A 25,303-nucleotide genomic window follows, 5' to 3' on the forward strand; every position below is an offset into this window, starting at 1 on the left:
TCCTTGTTAAATTAGTTTTTTGATTACTGTTTTTCTTTTGGCAAAATTAAATTTAAGATAATACCTGAAAGTGCTGCGAGTGCCATACCTTCGATTTGAAGGTTTACACCTAAACCTTTTAAATTGATAAGTAAGTTACCAATACCTACAACTAAGATGACTGAAGCAATGACTAGGTTACGGTTGCTTGCGAAATCGATATTGCTCTCAACTAACATTCTGAGTCCGCTTGCTGCAATAATACCGAAGAGCAAGATGGATACGCCGCCCATTACCGGGGTAGGTATTGATGAAATCAACGCTGAGAACTTTCCAATGAATGATAAGACAATCGCGATAACCGCTGCGCCACCAATAACATAAATACTATAAATTTTTGTTATTGCTAGAACACCGATGTTTTCGCCGTATGTTGTACTTGGTGGACCACCAATAATACTTGCGAACATGGTTGACACACCGTCACCGATAATTGAGCGATGTAAACCTGGATCCTCGAAGAAGTTTCTACCTACAATTTTATTGATTACCATTTGGTGACCGATATGCTCACTCACTGTTACGAACACGATTGGTAACATGACGAGTATTAAACCAAGGTGTATCGACGGTACATAATCTTTAAACGGTAAATAGATGTGAGGGAAGTCAATCCAATTTGCTTTCGCAATATTTGAAAAGTTTACTAATCCCATAAAGATTGAAACAATGTAGCCGACGATGATACCAATAAGTACCGGTATCAGTGATAAGAATCCTTTGAAGAACCCTTGGACAATAATGGTTACAAGTAATGTGATAAGTGCTACAACTAAATAGCTTAAGTTGTACCCTTTCATATCACCTGAATTCTCAAACATTGCCATATTAACTGCTGTTGGTGCTAGGCTTAAACCAATCACCATGATTACTGGCCCCACTACTACTGGTGGAAGTAAATGCATTAACCATCCTGTACCACTTATTTTGATTAGAATACCGATGATGACGTACATGACGCCACTAGCGAATAATGCGACCAACATATCGCCTAGACTGTGCGTACTTAATCCAGTAATAATAGGTGTGATAAATGCGAAGCTTGACCCTAAATATGCTGGAATCTTTGCTTTAGTAATTAGGATGTAAAGCAATGTTCCTATTCCTGATGCAAGTAAAGCAGCTGATATAGGTAAGCCAGTAAGGAATGGTACTAATACAGTAGAACCAAACATTGCAAATAGATGTTGCAAACTCAGTAATGCCCACTGTGCCGGTTGCGGTTTATCCTGTACATCTAACACCGGCTTAACGGTGCGTTCAAACATTTGTTCATTTTCCATTTTTTTCTTCCTTTCATAAAAAAAGTCTCTTTAACATATAAATGTAAAGAGACTAAAAAATCGTATTTAGTAAGCAGATACGTTTTCATATCCAACGTGATCTGTACATACGTGACAAAGTATTCTGTTTTAGTGAGCACATTACTACTTATTTTGAAACTTTCATACTGACACTCACTATTGAATACTTTACCTTTTTCAGTCTCTCGTACTGATTTAAAAGGCCTTTATTCAATTATAACTGCGTTCTGTGAATCCTTTTCATTTAAGAACACAGAAACGGATTCTTCTTTAGCAGTTGGAATATTTTTTCCTACAAAATCGGCTCTGATAGGCAACTCACGATGTCCTCGATCTACAAGTGCAGCCAATCCAATTTTAATTGGTCGAGAATGTAATAGAATCGCATCTAGTGAAGCTCTAACAGTTCTACCAGTGTAAAGCACATCATCAATAATGATGACGACCTTGTTATTAATATCAGCATCAATATCTATTGCGTCTTGAGTGATTTTCTTGTTAGCAATTTCAATATCATCTCTAAAATGAGTAATATCAATTGTGCCTGTCGGAACTGCTTTTTGTTCAATTTGATTGATTTTGTCTTGAATACGTCGTGCTAAGTATTCGCCTCTCGTTTTGATACCGAGTAACACAAGATTTTCTGTACCTTTATTGTATTCTAGAATTTCGTGCGCCATACGCGTTACAGTACGTTGTATTGCAGCTTCATCCATGATGATACGCTCAGACATTATCTCACCTCTTAATATTAAAAAACCTCATGTCTTTAATCAAAGACATGAGGTTTAATTTATATACGGACATGTACGTTTATACGATACATGATAAAGTCATTCTCATTAAACAATTCATCAATGTGCTCAATGAATGATTTTAAGAAAGTGTATAGAATTATACTCATTGTCTTTGAAGCCTCTCTGGACTTTCGTTTAAAGACATCGTTTTCTTTTTGAACTGTTATTAGCTTAATGCTTTTTGACTTATAAGTCAATGCAAATTTTAAAATTATCTGTGTTAAATAATACTTTTTATTAGATTAAATTCCATTTTAGACAATTGAATGATTAACTTAAGCTTCTCTTAAACGGATATCTTCTAATAATGTTTCAAATGCTTCAGGTAACTCCGCTTGTCGTTCAATGTATTCATGTGTGACTGGATGTTCAAACCCAATAACCCCTGCGTGTAAAGCTTGACCCCCAATATCAAGTGTCTTTCTCAGACCATATTTAGGGTCTCCAACAAGAGGAAATCCTATATATTTCATATGCACACGGATTTGGTGTGTACGCCCTGTCTCTAATTGACACTCAATTAATGTATAATCTTTAAAATGTTCCAACACATTGAAATGTGTCACGGCTTCTTTACCATTATCAACAACATCCATAGATTGTCTATCTTTCTCATTTCTTCCTATTGGCGCATCGATTGTACCGTAATCATGTGGAATGTTTCCATGTACTAATGCAGTATATTTTCGCTTAACAGATTTATCCATTAACTGTTCAACTAAACCACGATGCGCGATATCATTTTTCGCAACCATTAATAACCCTGATGTATCTTTATCGATACGATGTACGATACCAGGACGAATCTCACCATTAATACCAGATAAATCTTTAATTTGATACATTAATCCATTAACCAGTGTACCTGAATAATGACCTGGTGAAGGGTGAACTACCATGCCTTTAGGTTTATATACAATCGCAACATCTTCATCTTCATAATAAATATCTAAGTTTAAATTTTCCGGCTGAATATCAGCTTCAACGACTTCCTTTTCAGTAACGATAATACTGTCATTTAATTTAACTTTATAATTAGATTTAATCACTTTGTCATTTACTGTTACTAAATCGTCTTTAATCCAATCTTGTATTTGACTTCTTGACCAGTCATTGTTGAATTCAGGTAATAATTTATCAATACGCTGTCCAACATAAGCTTGATCTTCTATTTTAAATTCATGTGTTTTCAAATTACAGCCTCCTACTCTTTCGAATTTGCATCTTTAAGTAAGGCAATGATGATGAATAATACACCTATTGTTAGACTTGAATCCGCAACATTAAATATTGGAAAATCATATCCGAAAATAGTCGTATCAACAAAATCAACTACTTCACCATTTACTAATCGATCAATAAAGTTACCTAATGCGCCTGCAAATAATAAACTAATTGCAACTTGCATAAACAGATTATACTTTGCTTCTTTAATATAAAATAATACAAGTACGACGAGAATTATAAGCGTAATAATATAAAAGAATCCCATTTTACCACTTAATATTCCCCACGCCGCACCGTTATTTCTATGTGATGTTATATTTAAAAAATTGGGAATAACCTCATACGAATCACCAATATTCATTGTTGTAGCTATTATACGTTTAGTTACTTGATCAATGATTAATATTGTGATTGCTACGATTAAAGATATCGTTATATAATATTTCTTTTTCATTCACGTGCCTCCATTCACACACTACACTTTGACAACACTCTACATTATAGCTTACTCCCATACATAAAAAAAGCTACAGTTACAAATAACTCATGAGAGGTGTAACTGTAGTTCACTATGCTGTTTCATTTTTATTTTCCTTTGGATGAATATAATTAAATTCGTCTACTTGATTGTCATGAACTGTTCTTTTTGTCACTTCATACGGTTTATTATAGTTCATATCAAATACTGTTAGCGACCCATCCTGGTGAACTTTATCTATATATGCTACATGACCATATTGACCTTTAGGATATTGCAAAATTGCGCCAACACTAGGTTCATTATTTACTGTATATCCTTCTTCATCAGCTTTGGCAGCCCAATACTTAGCATCACCCCATTTATTGCTAATCATATTACCATCTTGTCGTATTCTGTCAAACACGTAATACGTACACTGCCCCTTAGCATATAAATTGAATTTCATTGGATTCTTTTCCCAAAAATGAATTGTAGGTTGCGTCATATCTTGATTATCAATACCATCATATATTGCACCAACAGTGAAAAGTGCACTACCTAAAAACATTATAGCTATAAATTTCTTCATTTAATCACACTACTTCTATAAAATTAAATCTAAATTGAAGTCCGTCTGGACCCTTAACATCGATATGCGTTGTTTCAGGATAATAATAATCAATTAATGCGAGACCATATGTGATAGGATTCATAACGCGCTTTGTACTTGATAACCATTGATTAATTGCTAAATGATGATGATATTGATTTGAAGACATATAGAGTGAAAACTTATCCAAATATGCAGATGTTTCAAGTCCAAAATAGTTTAAATAATATGATTTGACTTCAGACATACGTATCGATTTAAGAGATACATTTCCAATTTTAGTTCCTTTAGGAATGCCTTGCCAAGTTTGATCTGTTACATGCGTTAATAATCGTGGAACATGAATTGCTTCAACATCCAATTTCACATAATTATTATCGTACAGCCAGTCATCTATATCGTGATCGACATAAAACTTAAATGCATTTCCCTCTGGACCTTCAATAAAAAGAGAGGTATAGACACTTTGTTCTCCACCATTTACTGGAATTTCAAAATCTGTCATTTGTACAAGTAAATCTGCTAAATCTGCTATATTAGGAAGCAATATACCTATATAAAATAATCCGGCTTCAGATAACAGCGGTTCCCTACCATTTACAATTTCTTTTAAAGTTATAAAATGATTAGATTGACCAATCTCATATTGGACAGATTGGTGTGTTTCGGTAATCACTTCAAATCCTAATACCGTTTCATAAAATGGTCTTAAATTAGCTAAATTTCTCACATTTAACGTGATACCATTTACGAAATGTGCATGCTTGGAATGAAACATTGTAGCCTCCTAATATGACTGTAAATCAATTGCATCATTTTTATTGGATGCATTAATCACTTTGATGAAAATAATACTTTTTATTTTACCTTAAAATCTATCAAATTTTATCAGTCTTTGTATGTATATTGCAATTTATGTTTTTTTAGTTCGCTCTTATAAATACCGACTTCAAAATAAAGTATTTACATTTTACTTAGTTTCCTTTTTAAAATTACGCTAATATATAATAAAGACAATTTCTATATTATTTTAATAGAAGTTGTCTTTTTCAACTATATATACACTATAACTCGGACGTTCTTTTACAACAAATTAACGTATGCATTATATCAATATGGATGATTTATGCTTTAAACAGATGATATATTTTGGATCCTAGATAAGCACCCACAATCGCACCTGTAGTCATCGCTACAGTACTGAATAGCTGATTATTGTGTGATGATGCTTGTTTATCTTCTTCAGCACGTTTATTCATATGATTTACAAATAATTCCATAACTGTTTTATGAATATTGGCTTGTGTATATTTATAAACTACCCAAGGCAATGTCGGCTCATATTCTTGTAACGCAACGATTGCTTCATTCGTATCTAAAATACGTCTAAATTCAAATCGAGCATTGCCACCATTATTGGATAATGCTAAATTGCCACCTACGATTTTGTAAACAATCATATCCTCAGAAGAATCTTCCATATCACGTTCCATTTTTAAGATAAATTGATTCGTAAACGGCAGTGTAATATCAAATTTATTTTCATTTATAGTGCCATTGATTAAATGTAACGTAATATTGTTAATAAACGTTGCATATGTTTTAGCCACATCTTCCATTGAATAATTGGCCGGAATACTAAAACGTGATATTGCTCTTACATCTTTGATGCTTTCTTTTTTACTTTCACTTGATGATTTTTTGTTTTTATTTTGTTTTTGATTCATTTTATTTTCTTCATTTAGCGCTTGTTCTACACTTTCTTCATATGACATCTTACCAATAGATATATCAGGATGTGTGCGTTCTGGTTGTGGAATCATATCATGAACTAAACTATTCATAAGTGGGTAAACCATCTCTTTAGGCACCTGTGAAATAAGTTGTACCCAATATCGACTAACCCAAATAGGGATAATTGGTAAGTCAACGATTGGTAAACGTTTATTTAACACTACTGCCGTGCGTTGTATTAATTCCTTATAATTCATAATTTCTGGACCTGTAATATCAAAAGCCTCATTATGTTGTGGTGTACGTTTGACTAATAGTGCGAGTTTATCAATAACATCGTTGATTGAAACGGGCGCAATCATATGATATGCCCAACTAGGTAAGACCATTCCGGGTAAACGTTCAACCAAACGTTTTAAAATCGGGTAAGAACTTCCCTTTGCCCCAATAATTAAACCTGCTCGCAATGTGCTAACCGGTATGCCATAAGAGCCAAGAATTTTCTCACATTCTAAACGACTACGTAAATGCGCCGACAGCTTGTCTTCATTGGGAATTAAACCACTCATAAAAACAATATGTTTTACGCCTTGTTTTTTAGCAGCTCTCGCAAAATTATCCGCTAATAAGGCATCCATATCTTCAAAATTTGCTTGCGTCAATTTAGCATTAGGCATCATAGAATGAACAAGGTAAATTGCAGTATCTACCCCTTCCATAACCTTTGTGATTTCATCTAAATCAAATAAATCAGCAGCTTTCCAAGTGACATTCTGTTCATTTTCTTTATTTTTAGTGTTTCTTGAAATTGCTATAATTTCGTAATTCTCTTTTAATTGCGCTTTCAAGTGTCCACCAATATAGCCAGATGCACCTGTTAATAAAATTTTACTCATCGTTCCACCTCTGTTTATTAAAAATTCGTTCTGTCATTTATCTATGAATATATCTTTCTAAATAACCTTAAATCAAAAAGCGAAACATTGTGTATTATTATTCTTTTTATGTATAAATTATATTGCGAATATTAAAAAGGAGCAGGACAATGAAATAAATTTTAGAAAAATTATTTCTGTCCAGCTCCTTTTTGCTCACATACTATTAAACTAACGTTTTAACTACTTGTTGGCATCGTGGGCATAAGTGTTCTAATTCACCTACTGCGCCTAATGCTTCAGTGTAGTTCCAACATCTTTCACATTTTTCGCCTTCAGCGTGGTCAATTCTGATATCACCATGTTGGTAAGTCTCTGCATTGTCCACAGCATCTGTAACTTCAACTTGTGAAACTATGAATAATTGTTGTAAATCTTCAAATTGTTGTAAGAACGCTGCAGCTTTAAAGTTGTCGTTATTACCAATAACAACTTTTGCTTCGAGTGATTTACCGATTACTTTATTGTTACGTGCTACTTCTAATGCTCGGTTAACATCATCACGTAATGCCATTAATTGATTCCATTTATCAAGTAATGCTTGATCAACTTCAACTACTTTAGGCATATCAGCTAAATGAACACTTTCTTCTTTCACATGTGGTGTGTGTGTCCAAACTTCTTCAGCTGTGTGGACTAAAATAGGTGCTAATAATTTCGTCATATCAACTAAGATTTGGTATAACACTGTTTGCATACTGCGACGTTTATGCGCATTTTTCTCTTCGATATAAAGGATATCTTTACCATAATCTAAATAGAAGTTACTTAATTCAACATTAATAAAGTTTTGAACTTCTTGATAAATGTTTAAATAATCAAAGTTATCATAATGGTTAATTGTGCTTGCAGTGAATTCACGTAAACGGTTTAATAAGTAACGGTCTACTTCTAATAATTCAGATTCAGGAATTGCATCTGTTTCCGGATTGAAATCGTTAATGTTACCTAACATGAATCTTAATGTATTTCTAATTTTACGATAAACATCAGATGTTTGTTTTAAGATTTCATCAGAAATACGAACGTCAGCTAAGTAATCCGTACTACTAACCCATAATCGTGCGATATCAGCACCCTTTTGTTTTACAACTTGGTCTGGAACAATAACATTACCAAGTGATTTACTCATTTTCTTACCTTCACCGTCCATTACAAAGCCGTGAGATAATAAGAATTTATATGGTGCTTGTCCTCTTGTTGCCACAGCAGTAGTAATTGAAGAGTTAAACCAACCACGATATTGGTCACTGCCTTCAAAGTATAAATCTGCAGGGAAACTTAATTCTGGACGATTTTCTAATACACCACGATGTGATGAACCTGAGTCAAACCAAACATCCATGATATCCATTTCTTTTGTAAACGTACCATTTGGACTACCAGGATGTGTAAATCCTTCAGGTAATAAGTCTTTCGCTTCTTTTTCAAACCAAATATTTGAGCCATGTTCTTCAAATAAATCTGCTACATGGTTAACCGTTTCTTTAGTCATGATAATATCGCCGTTTTCAGCATAAAATACTGGTAATGGTACACCCCATACACGTTGACGAGAAATAACCCATTCTCCGCGATCACGAATCATATTATAGATACGTGTTTTACCCCAATCTACTTTGAAGTCTGTGTCTTCAATTGCATCTAAGATATCTTGTCTTACCTTATTGATTGAAGCAAACCATTGTGGTGTTGCACGGAAAATAACTGGTTTCTTAGTACGCCAATCATGAGGGTAACTATGTGTAATAAAGTTAAGTTTTAATAAAGCATTTTTTTCAGTTAATAAATCAGTAACTGCTTTGTTAGCTTTATCGTAAAACATACCTTCAAATTGTCCGCCTTCTTCAGTGAACACACCTTTATCATTTAAAGGACTAATTACTGGTAAATCATATTTTTGTCCAACGATATAGTCATCTTCCCCGTGACCAGGAGCGGTATGAACACAACCTGTACCTGCATCAGTTGTAACATGGTTACCGTTAATTACAAGTGATACACGATCTAAGAATGGGTGTTGGGCTTCAACGTACTCTAATTCTTTACCTGTAAATTCTTTTTCTAATTGAATTGCTTCTTTATCCCATTCTAATGCTTCTGCTACATTTTCAGATAAAGCTTGTGCAATGATATATTTCTTACCATTCACGTTATATTGACCATATTTAAGTTCAGGGTGAACAGTAATCGCAACATTTGATGGAATAGTCCATGGTGTAGTTGTCCAAATAATAAATTGTGCATCTTCATCTACAATACCTTTTGAATCTTTTACATCAAACGCAACATAAATTGATGCTGAACGTTTATCATGGTATTCAATTTCCGCTTCAGCTAAAGATGATTCACTTGAAGGTGACCAATAAACAGGTTTTTTACCTTTATAAATTAATCCTTTATCAGCCATTTCACCGAACAAACGAATTTGTGCCGCTTCATATTCTGGTTTCAAAGTGATGTATGGATCATTGAAGTCACCACGCACACCAAGACGTTTAAAGTCTTTCTTTTGTAATTCAATTTGTTCTAAAGCAAATTCTTTACATTTTTCTCTAAATTCGGCAATTGACATTTTTTTACGATCAACGCCTTTTTTAGTTAAAGCTTGTTCAATTGGTAAACCGTGCGTATCCCAACCCGGAACGTATGGTGCATAAAATCCTTGCATCGTTTTATAGCGGACGATGATATCTTTAATGATTTTATTTAATGCATGTCCCATGTGTAAATTACCATTCGCATACGGTGGACCATCATGTAGGATATAAGATTGGTTACCTTTATTTTTTTCTAGTGCTTTTTGGTATTGGTTGTTAGCTTCCCATTGTTCTTGGATTTGAGGTTCTTTATTTGGCAATCCACCACGCATTGGGAAGTCAGTCTTTGGCATTAATAAAGTATCTTTATAGTTCATAATTGTTTTCACTCCTTAAATGTAAAAAAGAACTCTAAGTTCAATTAAAAAGGGACGGAATGACCGCGGTACCACCCTTGTTAACTCAACTTAGAGTTCTCTCATATATATCGTATTACTTTGTCTAAGTCAGTGATATAAGAGATAGACTTTTATTAGGCTTTCACCGACCCTAATTCGCTGTAAAAAGTTGATTATCTCCTACGTGTCTGTCTTATTTGATAACATTTATTTATTTGTATTTGATGTTGATTCACTTTGACTCACACTTGCCTCTGAAGCAACAGGTTCACTTGTACTAGTAGCGTCGCTTGTACTTAGTGAATCGGTTGATTGGCTATCACTTTCGCTCGTAACCGCACTTTCAGATTGCTGAGCCTGAGCTTTAAGTTGTTCCTCAGGTGTAATATCTTGACTATTTAAATGTTGAAAATTTTCTTGCGTAACTTGTTCTGCATCGATATCGTAGTTGAGTAAATAATCCCAATCGTCATTTTTTAATAGATCTAATTGAGCTTCCACTAACATACGGAAACGAGATCTAAAGATTTTAGATTGACGTTTCATATCTTCCGTTTGGAATGATAAATGACGCGCTTTCTCAATAGCATCATTTACGATTAAGTCTGCTTGTGCCTGTGCTTTACTAATCACAGCTTCCGCTTCTTTATTTGCTGCTTGTTTTGTTTCTTCGCCAGCTTGTTGTGCTTGAACAAGTGCATCGCTAACTGATTGATGTACTTGTTGATAAGATTTAATATTAGTATCTCTCTCTTCAATTACTTTTTCAAGTTGTTTTTTTTCATCTTTTAATCGTTCAATTTCATGACTTAATTGATTTAAATAATCACTTACTTCAGCTGGTTCAAGACCATTTTTCACTTTTGTAAATTCTTTATTTTTTATTTCACTAGGTGTAAAAGGCATCCTACATCCTCCTTAAATCAATTTTAAATTGACTTCTATTTATTACTTAAACAATGTTCGATAATTAATGTGTATTTTGTCTTTTTTAGTTCTACCACCTATATCAGTAATTTGGGCTCTTCCAAATCCTTGAATAGATAATAAATCATTGGTTTGTATTTGAAAATCTGGTGAATCAATAATCGTATGATTCACTTTGACACGTTTCTTTTCAATTAATTGTTTCGCAATTGATCTAGATTTATGAATCATTTCTTTTACGACGACATCTAATCTCAATGCGCTTACAGTACTTCCTTGAATTTTCCAATTCTCTACTGATTGTATCATATCTTTAAATGGAATAGAATTAAGTTTAACTGTAGCACCTTTAATCTTTGTTAATTCCAACATAATATATGATTCTAGTTGCTTTGTCAAAACAAATTGAATATGTTCTCCTACAATGATATCTCCGACTTGTTCTCTTTCAATTCCTAATGACATGAGTGTGCCTAACACATGCTGGTGTTGAAGATGAACAAACTTTTCAGGGTAATTAATCTGAATTAATACTTCTTCAAAATCGTCTTCTTCTGGATCAAAATAACTCGGTGCTATCATTCCTCTTCTTCTTTCAGCGTGATTTCCACCAAAAAATGTCACATGCATATCTTCATAACTGCCTGTTATAACTTCAAGAATATATTGCCCTCTCGGATCAAGAAAGTTTGTCAAAATAGGTGCATACTGCTGTTCGACCTGATCACACTTATCTATTAATTGATCGATTAGCACTTGCTCTTCATCTCTAAAATGTTGATAAATATCGATTACTGTTACACCTCTCTTATATCTAATTCAAATGATAAAAGAGGTTGAAACAAACATTTGTATTGTCTCAGCCTCTTCAACTTCATTAATTATTACACTAAATAAATAAGTATCATATTAAAAATACTTCTTAACCCAGCTTGGAATAATACAAGTACAAACAAAGCTACAAGTGAAGAAATGTCAATCATTCCAATTGGTGGGATAATCTTTCTAAATGGTTCTAAAAATGGTTCATATAATTTACCTAGTATTTGGCCTAATTTAGATTCTCTAACACTTGGTACCCAAGATGTAAAGAAATATATAATCATTCCAAAATAATATATTTGTACTAGAAATATTATAAAATTAAAAATAGTAGCTAATAAACCTACATCCATATAATGTCTCCTTATTCGTAGTGCTGCGTTTCCATTTGTTCAATGTGGTCTGTGATACTTCCCGCAACTTCCACGTTATCAGGTGTACAAAGGAATATGTCAGTACCTACACGTTGAATATCCCCACCAATCGCATAAACTGTACCACTTAAGAAATCAATAATACGTTTAGCTGAAATTTTGTCAATGCGTTGTAAATTAACTAATGTAGCGCGACGGTTTTTTAATTCATCTGCGATATCTTGCGTATCAGAAAATACACGTGGCTCGAATAAGCACATTTTTGAACTTTCATTGCCACTATAGCTTTGAGACGATTGATTCATCGTCACAACATTTTTACTGTTTGACTTTGATGGTGGTTGATTCATACGCACATTCCTTTCTTCTGAGTTATAATTTCTTGATGCTTTCTTTTGCGGTACGCTCTTTAATTTACTTTGATTGCTATATGAACGTTCAGATTGTTGTGGTTGTTTCTGCTGAACATGGTTTGTTTCTGTTTCTTCATTCTGAACTACACGACGTTGTCGCTCTTCAGGGCTTTCTACTTCCTCTTCATCATCCATTAGAAAAAAATTATTAAATAAATCTTTAATAGCCACGGGGCTCACTCCTATTCTCCAACAAGTTTAGTCCCTATTCTTATAAATGAAGCACCTTCTTCTACAGCAATTGCATAGTCATTACTCATTCCCATAGATAAATCATCACATGGTGCATAATCTAATTTAAGGTTTTTAATTTCATCTCGTTTTAATCGTAATTGTTTAAATAACTGACGAATATAAGCTGTATCATCTGTATAGGGTGCCATTGTCATTAATCCGACAATTTTAATGTTATCATATTGTTTCATTTGTTCTATGAAGTGATTAACTTCATTCAAAGCAATACCATGTTTAGATTCTTCACCTGAGACATTAACTTGTACGAAGCAGGCAATCTCATGATCAGCTCGTTTATTAATTTCCTTAGCTAGACTAAGTCGATCTAATGCATGCAGGTAATCAATGTCGTTAATTACTTCTTTTACTTTTCTAGATTGTAAAGAACCTATAAAATGCATCGTAACATCGTCAGGTAACGCAGATTTTTTCTCTAAAAAGCCTTCTAATCTGTTTTCACCAAAATGTCTTAGCCCAGCATCATAAGCTTCTTTAGCACGGTCTATTGTAACATATTTTGTCACTGCAATCACGTTTGGCAAGGAACTTGCTTCACTATTTTCAAAGTGTGTTTGAATTTCACTTTCAATATTTTTTAAATTATCTTTTACGTCCATATTCTACCCAACCTCTTTAACATTTGTTAAGTACAATGATTATTAATATTTGCTTTCACATACCTATTGTATTACGACAATCATTACTTTAAATAGCTTATTTTTGTCCTATAAATGCCAACATTCTTCCTGTTTGGCCCTTTTCAATGCGATATGAAAAGAAAAGAGACAAATCTTCTGATGTAGCATAATCAGTAATATATATATTGTCCATTGGCACACCATAATGATGAAGTAATAATGCATTAGCACGCTTTAAGTCAATGCCATGTCGATTTTCTCCACGTGTCTCAATATATGACTCTACATTAATTGGTAACGTTTCAAACTTCGATTTAATATCATCATTAATTTCATACGTCGTTGATGTCGATGGTCCTATCACTATATTTAAATCTTTTAAATCAAAATCAATTTGTTTTAACATTTCATTAACGATTTGGCCATAAGTACCTCGCCATCCTGCATGTGCTAAACCTATATAGTGGTGTTTCTCACTGTAAAAGTAAACGGGTACACAGTCTGCATAACACATAGTTAATAACGTATCAGATTCATATGTATACATCCCGTCGATACCATATAGTTCATCTGTTAAACTATCAATGTTAGTCCCACGATGACTTTGTGTAATCTCAATCACACGATTTTCATGTGTTTGAATCGGGAATACCCAATGCGCGCTTTCAAATCCAATTGCATCCGCCAATATTTCTTGATGTTTCGTAATATTTTCAGGTTCATCATCCACATATCTGGCCATATTAAATGACGCTTCAGGATATAGGCTATAGCCACCCTCTCTTGTAGTGAATCCCAAATTTACACGCATCAAGTCTTTAGATTCATAATTTAAGTAATGGGGATACTTCACAAACTTCTCTGACACGAAATCAAACCACCTTATTTTATGTTTTATATTTATCGATTTAAAAAGCCTTACTCTAAAATTGAATATAATTATATTATATAACAATCTTCACTTTACTTGAAAGTAAATAAAAAGGGAGCGAACATGAATCCACAAGTGAATTCGTCGTTCTACTCCCTTTTAGGAATGATTAAGACGATAAAAACACTTAATCATACAACGAAATATAGTCTAAACTTATTTGAATTAACGTCTAGTTCTTCTAGAACGTCTTTCTTCTCTATTTCTGATAAAGCTAGGAATGTCGTCATCTTTAGTAGTATGACTTCTTTCAGATACGCTTTCAGAAGAACGCGTGCTTGATGAACTTTGAGAGAATGATTCTTCTCTAGGTGTACTTGCTTGAGATGAAGTACCTGAAGTTGCACTTGTTCCGAAACCTGTGCTTGAAGCTTTACGTCCTTGTGAAGTTGGTTTGTCTTCAAAACCTGTTGCAATTACAGTAACTACGATTTCATCTTGTAATTCAGGATTGATAACTGTACCAAAGATCATATTCACATCTTCATCTGCTGCATCTTGTACGATGTCAGCTGCTTCTTGCGCTTCGAATAATGAAAGTGATTCTCCACCAGTGATGTTCATTAACACACCTTGAGCACCAACGATTGAAGTTTCAAGTAATGGTGATGAAATAGCTTTTTTAGCTGCTTCAACTGCTCTATTTTCACCAGAAGATACACCAATACCCATTAATGCTGAACCTTGGTTAGACATGATTGTCTTAACGTCAGCAAAGTCTAAGTTTACTTCACCTGATACAGCAATTAAGTCAGAGATACCTTGAACACCTTGGCGTAATACGTTATCTGCTTCTTTAAATGCTTCCATCATAGGTGTTGATTTGTCAACGATGTCTAATAAACGGTCGTTAGGGATAACGATTAATGTATCTACAGCTGCTTTCATAGCTTCAACACCAGCAGCTGCTTGTGTTGAACGTTTACGTCCTTCAAATCCGAATGGACGCGTTACAACACCTACAGTTAATGCTCCCATTTCTTTAGCAATCTTAGCTACTACTGGTGCAGCACCTGTACCAGTACCGCCACCCATACCAGCAGTTACGAATACCATATCTGCGCCTTGGATAGCATCTTCAATTTGTTCACGAGATTCTTCAGCTGCTTTTTTACCAATTTCTGGGTTAGCACCTGCACCAAGTCCACGTGTTAATTTCTCACCAATTTGGATTTTAGATTCTGCTTTAGATAAGTTTAAAGCTTGTCCATCTGTGTTAATTGCAATAAATTCTACATTATTCATACCATGGTCGATCATACGGTTAACAGCGTTGTTACCGCCACCACCTACACCGATGACTTTTAATGTCGCTAAATGATTAAATCCTTGTTCAAATTCTAACATTTATATTTCCTCCTAGTCTTAATGGCCCATCATTCAAATAGAGATTTCATAAGTTTTTTAAATTTACCCTCTTCTTTTTGAGGTTTTTCTTGATCATCATCATAATGTTCTGTCGTATCGTGATGAGTTTCATGGCTTTCATACTTATCATCGTCGTCTACTTTTTCTGTTCTTTCATGTGGTTCGTTGTAGTCTTCTTCATAAGTATCTTCATTTTTATTTGACTTACGTTTAAACCAGTCAAATCCACCAGATTTAGAAGTATGCTCTTTTTCGTTATCTTCAATAACTTCTTCTTCAAATTCATCATTATCTTGATAACTCATTGTAACATAATCTAGCAGCTCATCAAAAGTGATGCTACTAGATATAGTAGAAATCGCTGATGTGAATTCTGGTTTTCTGATACCCATTTGTGATGGTGTATGAATTCTAATTTTTTCATTTACCATCGTATTGAGTAATTCTTTAACGCCTAATAAATTTGAAGAACCACCTGTTACAATGAAACCGCCGTTTACTCGTGTTAAACCTAAGTCGACTAATACATCAAATACCTCATCAAAGATATCTTGCATTGTTCTCTCAATTACTGCACTTAAGTCTTTTTGAGTATATTCTACTAATTCATCACTATCTACTTGGTCAACGCTGAATACATCTTGTTCTGATGCTGAATTAGCAAAAGCATGACCATACTGATGTTTAATCTTTTCAGCTGTTTCATATGTAGTATTTAATTCTTCAGCAATATCATCAGTAATATCGCGACCTGCTAATTCAATTGAATCAGCATCTACTAATTCGCCACGTTCATAAAAGGCTATTTGTGTTAAATCTTCACCAATATCAATAACACACGCGCCTAATTCTTTTTCAGTGGCAGTAAGAATAGAACCATAGTTATATGCATCTGAATAAACATCTAAAACGTCTACGCCACATGATTCTACACATTTAATCATGTTGATTAAAATAGATTTGTGAATTGCAATAACCCCAGCTTCAACTCTCAATGAGTGTCTAGCAATTAATTCTTTAGGGTCTGATACTTCGTTATCCCCATCTACTATAAAACGAATCGGGAAAACATCAATGACATCAGTATCCGCTACATCATTTTTTTGACGAATACCTTCTAGCACTTCTTCAATATGTGTGCCGTTTATTTCAGTATCTTCATAAAAATCAATTTCATTTGCTTCATCATATACTTCTGTACCTATGATAGGTAATTTTAAGAAAACTTCTTTAATGTCTACACCTGATGCGATAGAAGCTTTTTTAATTGTATCTTTAACTGCTTGTTTAGCAATGTCGAAATCATCAATTAATCCGTTCTTAATACCGCTAGTGTAGGTTTGTCCTGTACCTATCACATTGATACCATTGTGAAATTTCTCGCCTACTATTGTTTTTACACTTGATGAACCAATATCTATGCTTACATAGTAATGTTCCTCCATAGATAGGCACCTCCTGACAAATTACTATTAAAATACACTATGTTTAGTTTACAATACGTCGAAAGGCTTGTGAACTATAAACACATATTAATATCGAAATTTTTTAATTATTTGAATCTGATTGTTCGTTAATTTTATTTAATGCACTTTGTAACTCATCTTTTGCATCTGTTTCTTGTTGTGATTTTTGACGAACATTTTGATCAGATTTAGAATCTCCGCTACTATTTTCATTATACGGGATAAATGATGCACCTACAGATAAATCTATATATCCTTGTGTTTTTAGATTTCCTGAATCATCTTTCGCTAAAGATTGTGACATTTGAGGGTAATATTTAATTTTATTAGCAATTGTTTTGATATTACCTACTACTTGCATGTCATCTTGCATATATAAAAGAATTCGATTAGGACTATTTTGTTTGGGTGCGTAACTCACCTCTGAAATCATAGCTCTCACTTCTGGAGACATCTTAGACAACGCTTTAATCATATTATCTTTTTCTTCACCCTTAAATCCATCTATAATTGGACCGCTACTGGCAATATTACCATCAAAGTTTTTCAATTCTTCGTTGCCTTCAATGATTGGCACATATTTATTTTTCTCTTTGACAACACCCACAACTTGATTTTCAGTTATTTGTACTTTCAATGTATTAGGTAATTGTTTTTTTATTTTAACGTCTTTGATTAAATCGTTTTTCTTCAGATTTTGAATCCCTTTACGTTTACTATACGTATACATCCTTGAATTGTCTTTAACATCTAAAGCTTTTTCAACTTGACTATCAGTTACGTTGTTATTTCCACTAATTTTAATATTTGAAATTCTACTTAGTGGTGTAAACATATAAAGTAAAAATAAGATAATTAACAGTATTAAAACGGTTAGGATAATATACTGAACTCTTTTTTGACGTTTCCTTCGCTGAATTCTTAGTTGTTCTTTTCTTTCTTGAGGTGATAAATGATCGAATCGAGCATCCTTTTCACGCTTTCGTCTCTTACGATTATCGTTAAATTCTTTCAACCTATCTTTGACAGTAAATTTGTGCGTAGGTTCTTCTGATTGAGTAGAAAGCGTATGCCTTTTCTCTGGTTTTTCACTATCATGACTATGATTATTCTCGGCTTTTTTCTCTATGCTTTTATGCGATGGATCACTAGATGTATTTTGTTCTAATGATTCAGAATCCTTGATTTGGCTTTCCGTTTTCTGTGTGTCTGCTGAATTGTTCTCATTTTCTCGATTTGATTCATCAGTTTGCTTTTTTATTTTATACAATTGGTCATCATCAGTGGGTAAGTCATTATTATTTACATGATTTGAAAGGTGGTCTTCATTATTTAGTTCTCGATTTCTCTTTTCGATAAGACTTTGAATCGAGCTCACCTTATTATTTTTACGTCGTTTATCTTTCACTTGATTTCACAACCTTTAATAAGATGGTAAGTGGGCACGGAAGCTCTCTATAAATCTTTCTCCACGTTCTTCAAATGTATTATATTGATCCCAACTTGCACAAGCTGGAGATAATAAGACAACATCATTCGGTTCAACTACATCTTGTACTTTTTTCACTGCATCTTCAATATCTGTAGCTTTGACGACGATTTTGCCTTGACTATTGCCAAGTTTAGCAAATTTTTCTTGCGTTTGACCAAAAACAACCATAACACGAACATTTTTCATATAAGGAATTAATTCATCAAATTCATTCCCACGATCTAAACCACCACATAACCATACTATAGGTTGTTTAAAGGAATTTAATGCAAACTGTGTTGCTAATGTATTCGTAGCTTTAGAATCGTTATAATATTTATTCGTGCGATTGGCGCCAATATATTGCAATCTATGATCTATGCCGGAGAATGTCGTTAAACTATCAACGATGGCCTTTATTGGGACACCAGCTAGAATAGAGGCCAATACCGCAGCTAGAATATTCTCTAAATTGTGCTCACCTGGTAGAACTAAATCATCTATATTTATGATTCTTATGCCCTTATAGATAATAAAGCCATCTTTAATGTAAATACCGTCAACTTCCTGATGTGTAGAGAAATACAGTGTCTTAGCTTTTAAATTCTCTGACTCAATTAATTGTCTTTGATGATAATTACATATTAAATAATCATCTTCGGTTTGATTTTTATAAATTTGTTTCTTAGCATTTTGATAATTTTCAAGCGTTTCGTGATAATCAAGATGCGCTGAATATATGTTTGTAATAATTGCAATATGCGGACGATATTGCTCTACACCTAATAATTGAAAAGATGACAATTCAGTTATAAGAAATTCATCTGGCGACGTTTCTTGTGCTACTTTAGATGCCACATAACCTATATTTCCAGATAAACGACCAGTCAATCTACTTTTCTTGAACATATCCCCTATTAAAGAAGTGGTAGTTGTTTTACCATTGGTACCAGTAACTGCAATAATAGGTGCTTCAGATATTAAATAGCTTAATTCGACCTCAGTTAAAATCTTTAAATGACGTTGATAAGCCTCTTTTATAATAGAAACGGTGTATGGGATACCAGGGTTTTTGACAATAATAGGATTATTATCAAGTAACGATAAAGGATGCCCCCCATCAACAATTTTAACACCTAATGCTTCTAAATCTTTGGCATGTGGATCTTGAGATAAATCTTTGCCATCATTGACTGTTACATTTGCACCTAGTTTAATTAGTAACTTAGCTGCTTCATATCCGCTTTTTGCTAATCCTACCACAAGGACATCTTTATTTTCTAATCCTTTATAATCGAGCATGCTAATGCACTCCTATCCATAATCCGATTAATCCTGAAATTAAACCAACTGTCCAAAATACTGTTACAACTTTCCATTCTCCCCAACCACTTAATTCAAAGTGATGGTGGATTGGGCTCATCTTAAAGATACGTTTTTTTGTAAGTTTGTAAGAAGCAACTTGTAACATAACTGAAGCTGTTTCGATTACAAATACTAATCCAACTAGTAATAATGATAATTCTTGATTTAACATAATTGAGATTGTAGCAAAAATACCACCTAAGGCTAAACTACCTGTATCACCCATAAATACTTTTGCAGGATTAAGGTTATATGGTAGAAAACCTAATAAAGCAAAAATCATTATGATACAAAATGCACCAATTGCTGGTGAATCTAAAACAAAGCTCATAATGGCATACATTGTAAAACCAATGATTGATAGTCCTGTTGCTAAGCCATCTAAACCATCTGTTAAATTCACAGCATTTGAGAATCCAACTTGCCAAAATACGATAAAAATAACGTAAGCAAATGATAATGGAATGCTAATATTTGTAAAAGGTATATTTAGATCAGTTGAAAACGCTATAAGATGAAATACGTCACTAAGTACAAAGAATACTATTGCAATAGCGATTTGTGCTAAAAATTTCTGTTTGCTTGTTAAACCTTGATTGTTCTTCTTAACTACGATGATGTAATCATCGATAAAGCCAATCAAACCAAAACCAATGGTTACAAATAATAATAATATGATTGGATTTGAATTATCTACAAAGAAAATTGCAATAATTGACGTAATGATAATACTAATTAAAAAAGTCAAGCCACCCATTGTAGGTGTTCCTGTCTTCTTCATATGACTTTGCGGACCTTCTTCACGAATACTTTGTCCAAATTTCATTCGCTTAAGTGTTGGGATTAATATTGGTACTAAAATAAAAGTAATTAGTAGTGCGATAAACGCGAGTATAAAAAGCATAATGGTCTCCTTTATATATTTAATTTTTAAACGTTGTACTCTGAGTTAACTTCGTTATAATATCTTATTTATTTTATCAATATTTGTAAGTGAATTCATTTAAATATGAGTACAGTATTGAATGAAACACTTTGATGATGCGTAATTTATAAAAACATCAGTGTTCATCCAATACCTGTACCTCATCATCTACCTTTTCAAGACAATGTCTGATTACTTACTAGCGTTGTGCGTCGTACTGGACTACTCGTCTTGGCCAGATGAACGAGATGAATCTTCTTTGTTGTCTTCCCCACTAGTGTCAGAAGACGAATTTGATTTGTCTTTATCTGACGAATCATCACTTGATTGTTCTTTATTAGAAGCATCATTTGATGTTGAATCATTAGCACTAGCATTTGTCGACGTGTCATCAGGGTCTTCAGTAGATAATTCAATTTCAACTTTACTATTATCTTTTAATGTTGTCCCACTCGTAACCGATTGTTTTGTGACGTAACCACTACCTTTTGTTGTAACGTTAATGCCGGTTAATTCTTGGAAGGCAAGCACATCATCTTTTGTCCAACCCTTCATATTTGGCATTGTGATATCGCCATCGGTTAATAAAAGCACTTTACTATTAGGCAATAGTTTTTTGTTTGGTTTAATCGATTGCGATTTAACATTATCTCCATTACCAATAACTACTGCTTGTAAATCTTCAGATTGCAGACTTTCTTTCGCTTTATCTGTAGACTGTCCTGATACATTCGGAACTTTTGAATATTGTGCTGATTTTGTTTCATCAGTTTTAGAACCTACATTTAAATATTTAAGTGTATTTTCCATGATTGGTTTAAATGCTTTACTTACACCCATTTCATAGGCTTCTTGGTCGTTTTTCTGAGCTAAACTCATTCCAGCATAAACGATAACCTTAGGATTTTTCTTAGGTGCGTCGCCTATGAAACTTACAAAGTAAGGGTTCTCACCTTTAACATAACCGCCACCATTTTCATCTGCTACTTGGGCGGTACCAGTTTTACCTTCAATATCATAGCCGTCTACTCTATAGTTCATCGCATGACTTTTCTTACTATTAACTACTTTATCTAGTTCAGTTTCTACTTTACTTGCAGTTGAAGCAGTGATGGGTTTGCCCGCAAATTCTTTTTTGCCTTGATAGAATGTTTTCTTAGAAACTGGATTGTTAATACTTTTAACAAACCAAAGTTTCAACATATTGCCATCATTAAAGAAAGCAGATTGTGCCTGAATCATTTGTACTGGCGTTACAGTTGTAGATTGTCCAAATGATGATGTTTTTTGTTGTAATTCATTTGACCAGGCAATATGGCCTTCAGCTTCACCATCAAATAGGCCGCCTGTTTTTTTACCAAAGCCAAATCGTTCATACCAAGATTTCATTTTGTCAGCACCTACAAGGTCTTGTAAATGCATCATCAATGTATTTGAAGAGTAAGTGAATCCAAGAGACATTGGGATTTCTCCCCAACCAGTTCTATTCCAGTCAGAAATTCGAGACCCCATAATATCACGGTGTCCAGACTCATATTTCTTATCAGGATCAAACTTACCTTCTTGTATAGCTGCTGCTAAACCGAATGATTTAAATGTTGAACCAGGTTCATACGTATTTTGATATAAGTCGTTTGCCCATTTTTTTCCAAAGTTTTCGCCAGTTTCTGGGTTAAACGTAGGTCGTTGACTAAAAGCTAAGATCTCACCCGTTTGTGCATCCATCACAACAGCAAATAAATCTTTTGGTTGATATCGCTTAACCATATCATCCAGTGCTTCCTCTACGAACACTTGAATATTAGAGTCAATCGTTAAATGAACATCGTCGCCACGTTTAGGTGATTTTTCATTTTTAGTATTCGGAGCTATATATCCCCAAATATCTTGAATATACGACAACGCACCTTTAGTACCACTTAAATAACTGTCAAAGATTTTTTCTACACCAAGTGCACCTTTTAATTCGCCTGTATCCGGATTTTTCTGAGCCATCCCAATTAAATGAGACGCGAAATTACCATTTGGATAAAATCGTTCAGTTTCTGGATATAATGTGATGCCAGGTAAATCCATTTTTTCGAGTTTTTGCTTATCTTGATACGTTAAATTGGTTCCTTTTTGCCCAAATTCTACTTGGAATGCTTTTTTCTGATTAAGCCTTTTTTCAATTTCTTCAGGTTTCATATCTATAATTTTAGATAATGCTTTAGCAGTTTTTTTCTTATCTTCAACATAGCGTGGTTTATCACCACTTTTACCTGCACTTTTATCGACAACAGCCACAACTTTGTATCTTTCTACATCTTCTGCGAGAATTTTACCGTTTCTATCGTAGATCTTACCTCGTTCCGCCTGTTCATTGGTTTGAACAAGATACTTTTCATTTGCTCGCATAACTAAATCTTGTCCATCTGAATGACCTGTAATCATTATGTACGCATATCTTAAAACCAATATAAAAAAGAGCAGTCCGAATATACCAACAAGGAGGACTGCTCCTAATTTATTTTTTCTAATTTTAATTTTTCGCTTCGCCATTTGTACGCACTACCTTTACATTGTCGTTATTTAGGCTCATACCTTGTGCTTTAGCCTTGTCGTAAATGCGTTGGTAAGAAGAACTTTTCTTTATTTCAGATTGAATCGCGCTATTTTCACTTGATTGTTGTTCAATTTTAGAATCTAAATCTGCAATTTTTCCATTAGTATCATACGCATCCATTTTTAAAGATAGCATATAGATAGCAATAACTGCAATTGCAGTAACAAGTGTTATGTATAAGTATTTCTCAAACCTTGTGAGTTGAACTACAACCTTTTTTGTGACAGTTCGTGTTTGTGGTTTGGGTTGAGGTTGTTGTTTCGGTATACTATTGTGCTGGACGTCTTCATATGGTTCATATATTTCTTCTACAGCCATCGTCAATTACTCCTTATTTTAAAATTTCTGCAACACGTAATTTTGCACTGCGCGCTCTGTTATTTTCATCCAAATCTGTGTCAGTTGCCGTTATTGGTTTACGATTTACTCTTTTAAGTTTAGGTGTGTAAGCTTCAGGAATAATTGGTAACCCTCGTGGCACTTCAGGACCCTTTTCATACTCTTGGAACATTTGCTTACATAATCTGTCTTCTAAAGAGTGGAAAGTGATTACTGAAATTCTGCCTCCAACTTTCACAAGCTCAATCGCTTGTTCAATTGAATCCTCGAATGCAGATAACTCATCATTGACTGCTATACGTATAGCTTGAAATACACGTTTTGCAGGATGACCACCTTTTCTTCGAGCTTTAGCAGGAATGCCTTCTTTGATGATGTCAACTAGCTCTAATGTAGTTTCGATAGGCTGATGTTCACGATGTGCTTCGATTCGTCTCGCTATTTGTTTAGAAAATTTTTCTTCTCCATAACGATAAAAAATCTTAACAAGCGCTTCATATGGCCATTGATTGACTACTTCATATGCGCTAAGTTGCTGCGTTTGGTCCATTCTCATATCCAGTTTGGCATCATGATGGTAACTAAATCCTCGCTCTGGAACATCTAATTGTGGACTCGAAACGCCTAAGTCATAATAAATTCCGTCTACCTTTTCAATGTTCAAATTTTTCAAAATGTCAGTCAATTCTCTAAAATTACTATGTACGAACGTGACTTTGTGTAGATGATCTTTCAATACTTCTTTAGCATTATCTAATGCTGTTGTGTCTTGATCAATCGCAATTAATCTACCGTCATCGTTTAATTGATTTAATAAATAGAGAGCATGACCCGCGCCACCAAGCGTACAGTCTACATAAATACCATCTTCCTTGATGTCTAGATAATCTATTGTTTCGTTGAGCATGACGCTAATATGATGAAACACGACTTATTCCTCCATTAAAAATCAAAATCTATTAAATCTTCAGCAATATCTTCGAAACTTTCTTCAGATTCATCATAAAAATCTTTCCAAATTTCTCTGTCCCAAATTTCAATTCGATTTGAGACGCCTATTACTGTACATTCTTTTGTTAAATTAGCGTATTTCCTTAAATTTTGAGGAATATTAATACGCCCTTGCTTATCCAATTCCACTTCAATCGCACCTGAGAAGAACATACGCATAAACTTACGTGCGTCTTTTTTTGTCATAGGTAAGGTTTTCATTTTGTCTTCTATTTGTTGCCATTCTTCAAGTGTGTAACCGAATAAACATTTATCAAGGCCTCGTGTGATAATAAAACGTTCGTTTAAGTCATATCTAAACTTAGATGGAATTATCATACGTCCTTTAGCATCAAGTTGATGCTCGTATTCTCCCATGAACATTATTATC

The 25,303-nt window shown here is 33.8% G+C and carries 23 protein-coding genes; all 23 read right to left on the minus strand.

Going from position 1 to position 25,303, the window contains the following annotated elements; translation table 11 throughout:
* Positions 1-23 precede the first annotated feature (23 nt).
* The 23 genes from KA828_RS01180 to mraZ all read right to left on the minus strand — a co-directional run bounded on the left by KA828_RS01180 (position 24) and on the right by mraZ (position 25,296).
* Entirely contained in the window at positions 24-1,322 is a 1,299-nt protein-coding gene (locus KA828_RS01180) for a uracil-xanthine permease family protein (RefSeq protein ID WP_210125245.1), read from the minus strand.
* A gap of 227 nt (positions 1,323-1,549) precedes the next feature.
* Complete coding sequence (gene pyrR / locus KA828_RS01185; RefSeq protein ID WP_075108625.1) at positions 1,550-2,077, minus strand: bifunctional pyr operon transcriptional regulator/uracil phosphoribosyltransferase PyrR; 528 nt, start codon at positions 2,075-2,077, stop codon at positions 1,550-1,552.
* A 338-nt stretch (positions 2,078-2,415) separates the two neighbouring features.
* Positions 2,416-3,333, minus strand: a complete 918-nt coding sequence (locus KA828_RS01190; RefSeq protein WP_210125246.1) for an RluA family pseudouridine synthase — start codon at positions 3,331-3,333, stop codon at positions 2,416-2,418.
* Between the two features lie 11 nt (positions 3,334-3,344).
* Positions 3,345-3,821, minus strand: a complete 477-nt coding sequence (gene lspA, locus KA828_RS01195) for a signal peptidase II (protein WP_075108623.1) — start codon at positions 3,819-3,821, stop codon at positions 3,345-3,347.
* Between the two features lie 115 nt (positions 3,822-3,936).
* On the minus strand, positions 3,937-4,416 hold the full coding sequence (locus tag KA828_RS01200) for a CHAP domain-containing protein (protein ID WP_075108622.1): 480 nt from the start codon (positions 4,414-4,416) through the stop codon (positions 3,937-3,939).
* A gap of 4 nt (positions 4,417-4,420) precedes the next feature.
* Positions 4,421-5,215, minus strand: a complete 795-nt coding sequence (locus KA828_RS01205; protein WP_210125247.1) for a VOC family protein — start codon at positions 5,213-5,215, stop codon at positions 4,421-4,423.
* 346 nt (positions 5,216-5,561) lie between these two features.
* A complete protein-coding gene (locus KA828_RS01210) occupies positions 5,562-7,067 on the minus strand; it encodes an NmrA family NAD(P)-binding protein (protein WP_210125248.1) in 1,506 nt (501 codons plus the stop codon).
* Between the two features lie 205 nt (positions 7,068-7,272).
* Positions 7,273-10,023, minus strand: coding sequence for an isoleucine--tRNA ligase (gene ileS, locus KA828_RS01215; RefSeq protein ID WP_075108619.1), 2,751 nt, complete (start codon positions 10,021-10,023; stop codon positions 7,273-7,275).
* A gap of 228 nt (positions 10,024-10,251) precedes the next feature.
* Positions 10,252-10,950: a DivIVA domain-containing protein gene (locus KA828_RS01220; protein WP_193839451.1), complete on the minus strand. Its 699-nt coding sequence runs from the start codon at positions 10,948-10,950 to the stop codon at positions 10,252-10,254.
* 42 nt (positions 10,951-10,992) lie between these two features.
* Entirely contained in the window at positions 10,993-11,790 is a 798-nt protein-coding gene (locus KA828_RS01225; RefSeq protein ID WP_193839906.1) for a YlmH family RNA-binding protein, read from the minus strand.
* Positions 11,791-11,855: 65 nt separating this feature from the next.
* Entirely contained in the window at positions 11,856-12,146 is a 291-nt protein-coding gene (locus tag KA828_RS01230) for a YggT family protein (protein WP_070855450.1), read from the minus strand.
* Positions 12,147-12,157: 11 nt separating this feature from the next.
* Positions 12,158-12,751, minus strand: a complete 594-nt coding sequence (locus KA828_RS01235; protein ID WP_210125249.1) for a cell division protein SepF — start codon at positions 12,749-12,751, stop codon at positions 12,158-12,160.
* A gap of 11 nt (positions 12,752-12,762) precedes the next feature.
* The gene (locus KA828_RS01240; protein ID WP_075108615.1) at positions 12,763-13,431 is read right to left on the minus strand and encodes a YggS family pyridoxal phosphate-dependent enzyme; all 669 of its coding nucleotides are present in this window, start codon (positions 13,429-13,431) and stop codon (positions 12,763-12,765) included.
* Between the two features lie 97 nt (positions 13,432-13,528).
* The gene (gene pgeF / locus KA828_RS01245; RefSeq protein ID WP_053029192.1) at positions 13,529-14,320 is read right to left on the minus strand and encodes a peptidoglycan editing factor PgeF; all 792 of its coding nucleotides are present in this window, start codon (positions 14,318-14,320) and stop codon (positions 13,529-13,531) included.
* Between the two features lie 228 nt (positions 14,321-14,548).
* A complete protein-coding gene (gene ftsZ / locus KA828_RS01250) occupies positions 14,549-15,730 on the minus strand; it encodes a cell division protein FtsZ (protein WP_107629863.1) in 1,182 nt (393 codons plus the stop codon).
* A 29-nt stretch (positions 15,731-15,759) separates the two neighbouring features.
* A complete protein-coding gene (gene ftsA, locus KA828_RS01255; RefSeq protein WP_075108612.1) occupies positions 15,760-17,196 on the minus strand; it encodes a cell division protein FtsA in 1,437 nt (478 codons plus the stop codon).
* A gap of 103 nt (positions 17,197-17,299) precedes the next feature.
* Complete coding sequence (locus tag KA828_RS01260) at positions 17,300-18,625, minus strand: FtsQ-type POTRA domain-containing protein (RefSeq protein ID WP_210125250.1); 1,326 nt, start codon at positions 18,623-18,625, stop codon at positions 17,300-17,302.
* Positions 18,626-18,640: 15 nt separating this feature from the next.
* Positions 18,641-19,990 carry a UDP-N-acetylmuramoyl-L-alanine--D-glutamate ligase gene (gene murD, locus KA828_RS01265; RefSeq protein ID WP_053029188.1) on the minus strand — a complete coding sequence of 450 codons (1,350 nt, stop codon included), beginning with the start codon at positions 19,988-19,990 and terminating at the stop codon, positions 18,641-18,643.
* Between the two features lies 1 nt (position 19,991).
* The gene (gene mraY / locus KA828_RS01270; RefSeq protein WP_053029187.1) at positions 19,992-20,957 is read right to left on the minus strand and encodes a phospho-N-acetylmuramoyl-pentapeptide-transferase; all 966 of its coding nucleotides are present in this window, start codon (positions 20,955-20,957) and stop codon (positions 19,992-19,994) included.
* 243 nt (positions 20,958-21,200) lie between these two features.
* Positions 21,201-23,519 carry a penicillin-binding protein gene (locus tag KA828_RS01275; protein ID WP_210125251.1) on the minus strand — a complete coding sequence of 773 codons (2,319 nt, stop codon included), beginning with the start codon at positions 23,517-23,519 and terminating at the stop codon, positions 21,201-21,203.
* Entirely contained in the window at positions 23,500-23,901 is a 402-nt protein-coding gene (gene ftsL, locus KA828_RS01280) for a cell division protein FtsL (protein WP_053029185.1), read from the minus strand. Before ftsL ends, KA828_RS01275 begins: the two co-directional genes overlap by 20 nt.
* A 13-nt stretch (positions 23,902-23,914) precedes the next feature.
* The gene (gene rsmH, locus KA828_RS01285; RefSeq protein ID WP_075108608.1) at positions 23,915-24,850 is read right to left on the minus strand and encodes a 16S rRNA (cytosine(1402)-N(4))-methyltransferase RsmH; all 936 of its coding nucleotides are present in this window, start codon (positions 24,848-24,850) and stop codon (positions 23,915-23,917) included.
* A gap of 14 nt (positions 24,851-24,864) precedes the next feature.
* Positions 24,865-25,296 carry a division/cell wall cluster transcriptional repressor MraZ gene (gene mraZ, locus KA828_RS01290; RefSeq protein WP_053029183.1) on the minus strand — a complete coding sequence of 144 codons (432 nt, stop codon included), beginning with the start codon at positions 25,294-25,296 and terminating at the stop codon, positions 24,865-24,867.
* Between the last annotated feature and the right edge of the window lie 7 nt (positions 25,297-25,303).

Source organism: Staphylococcus sp. GDY8P85P, assembly GCF_017892405.1.
In the GTDB taxonomy this organism is placed as follows: Bacteria; Bacillota; Bacilli; order Staphylococcales; family Staphylococcaceae; genus Staphylococcus; species Staphylococcus borealis.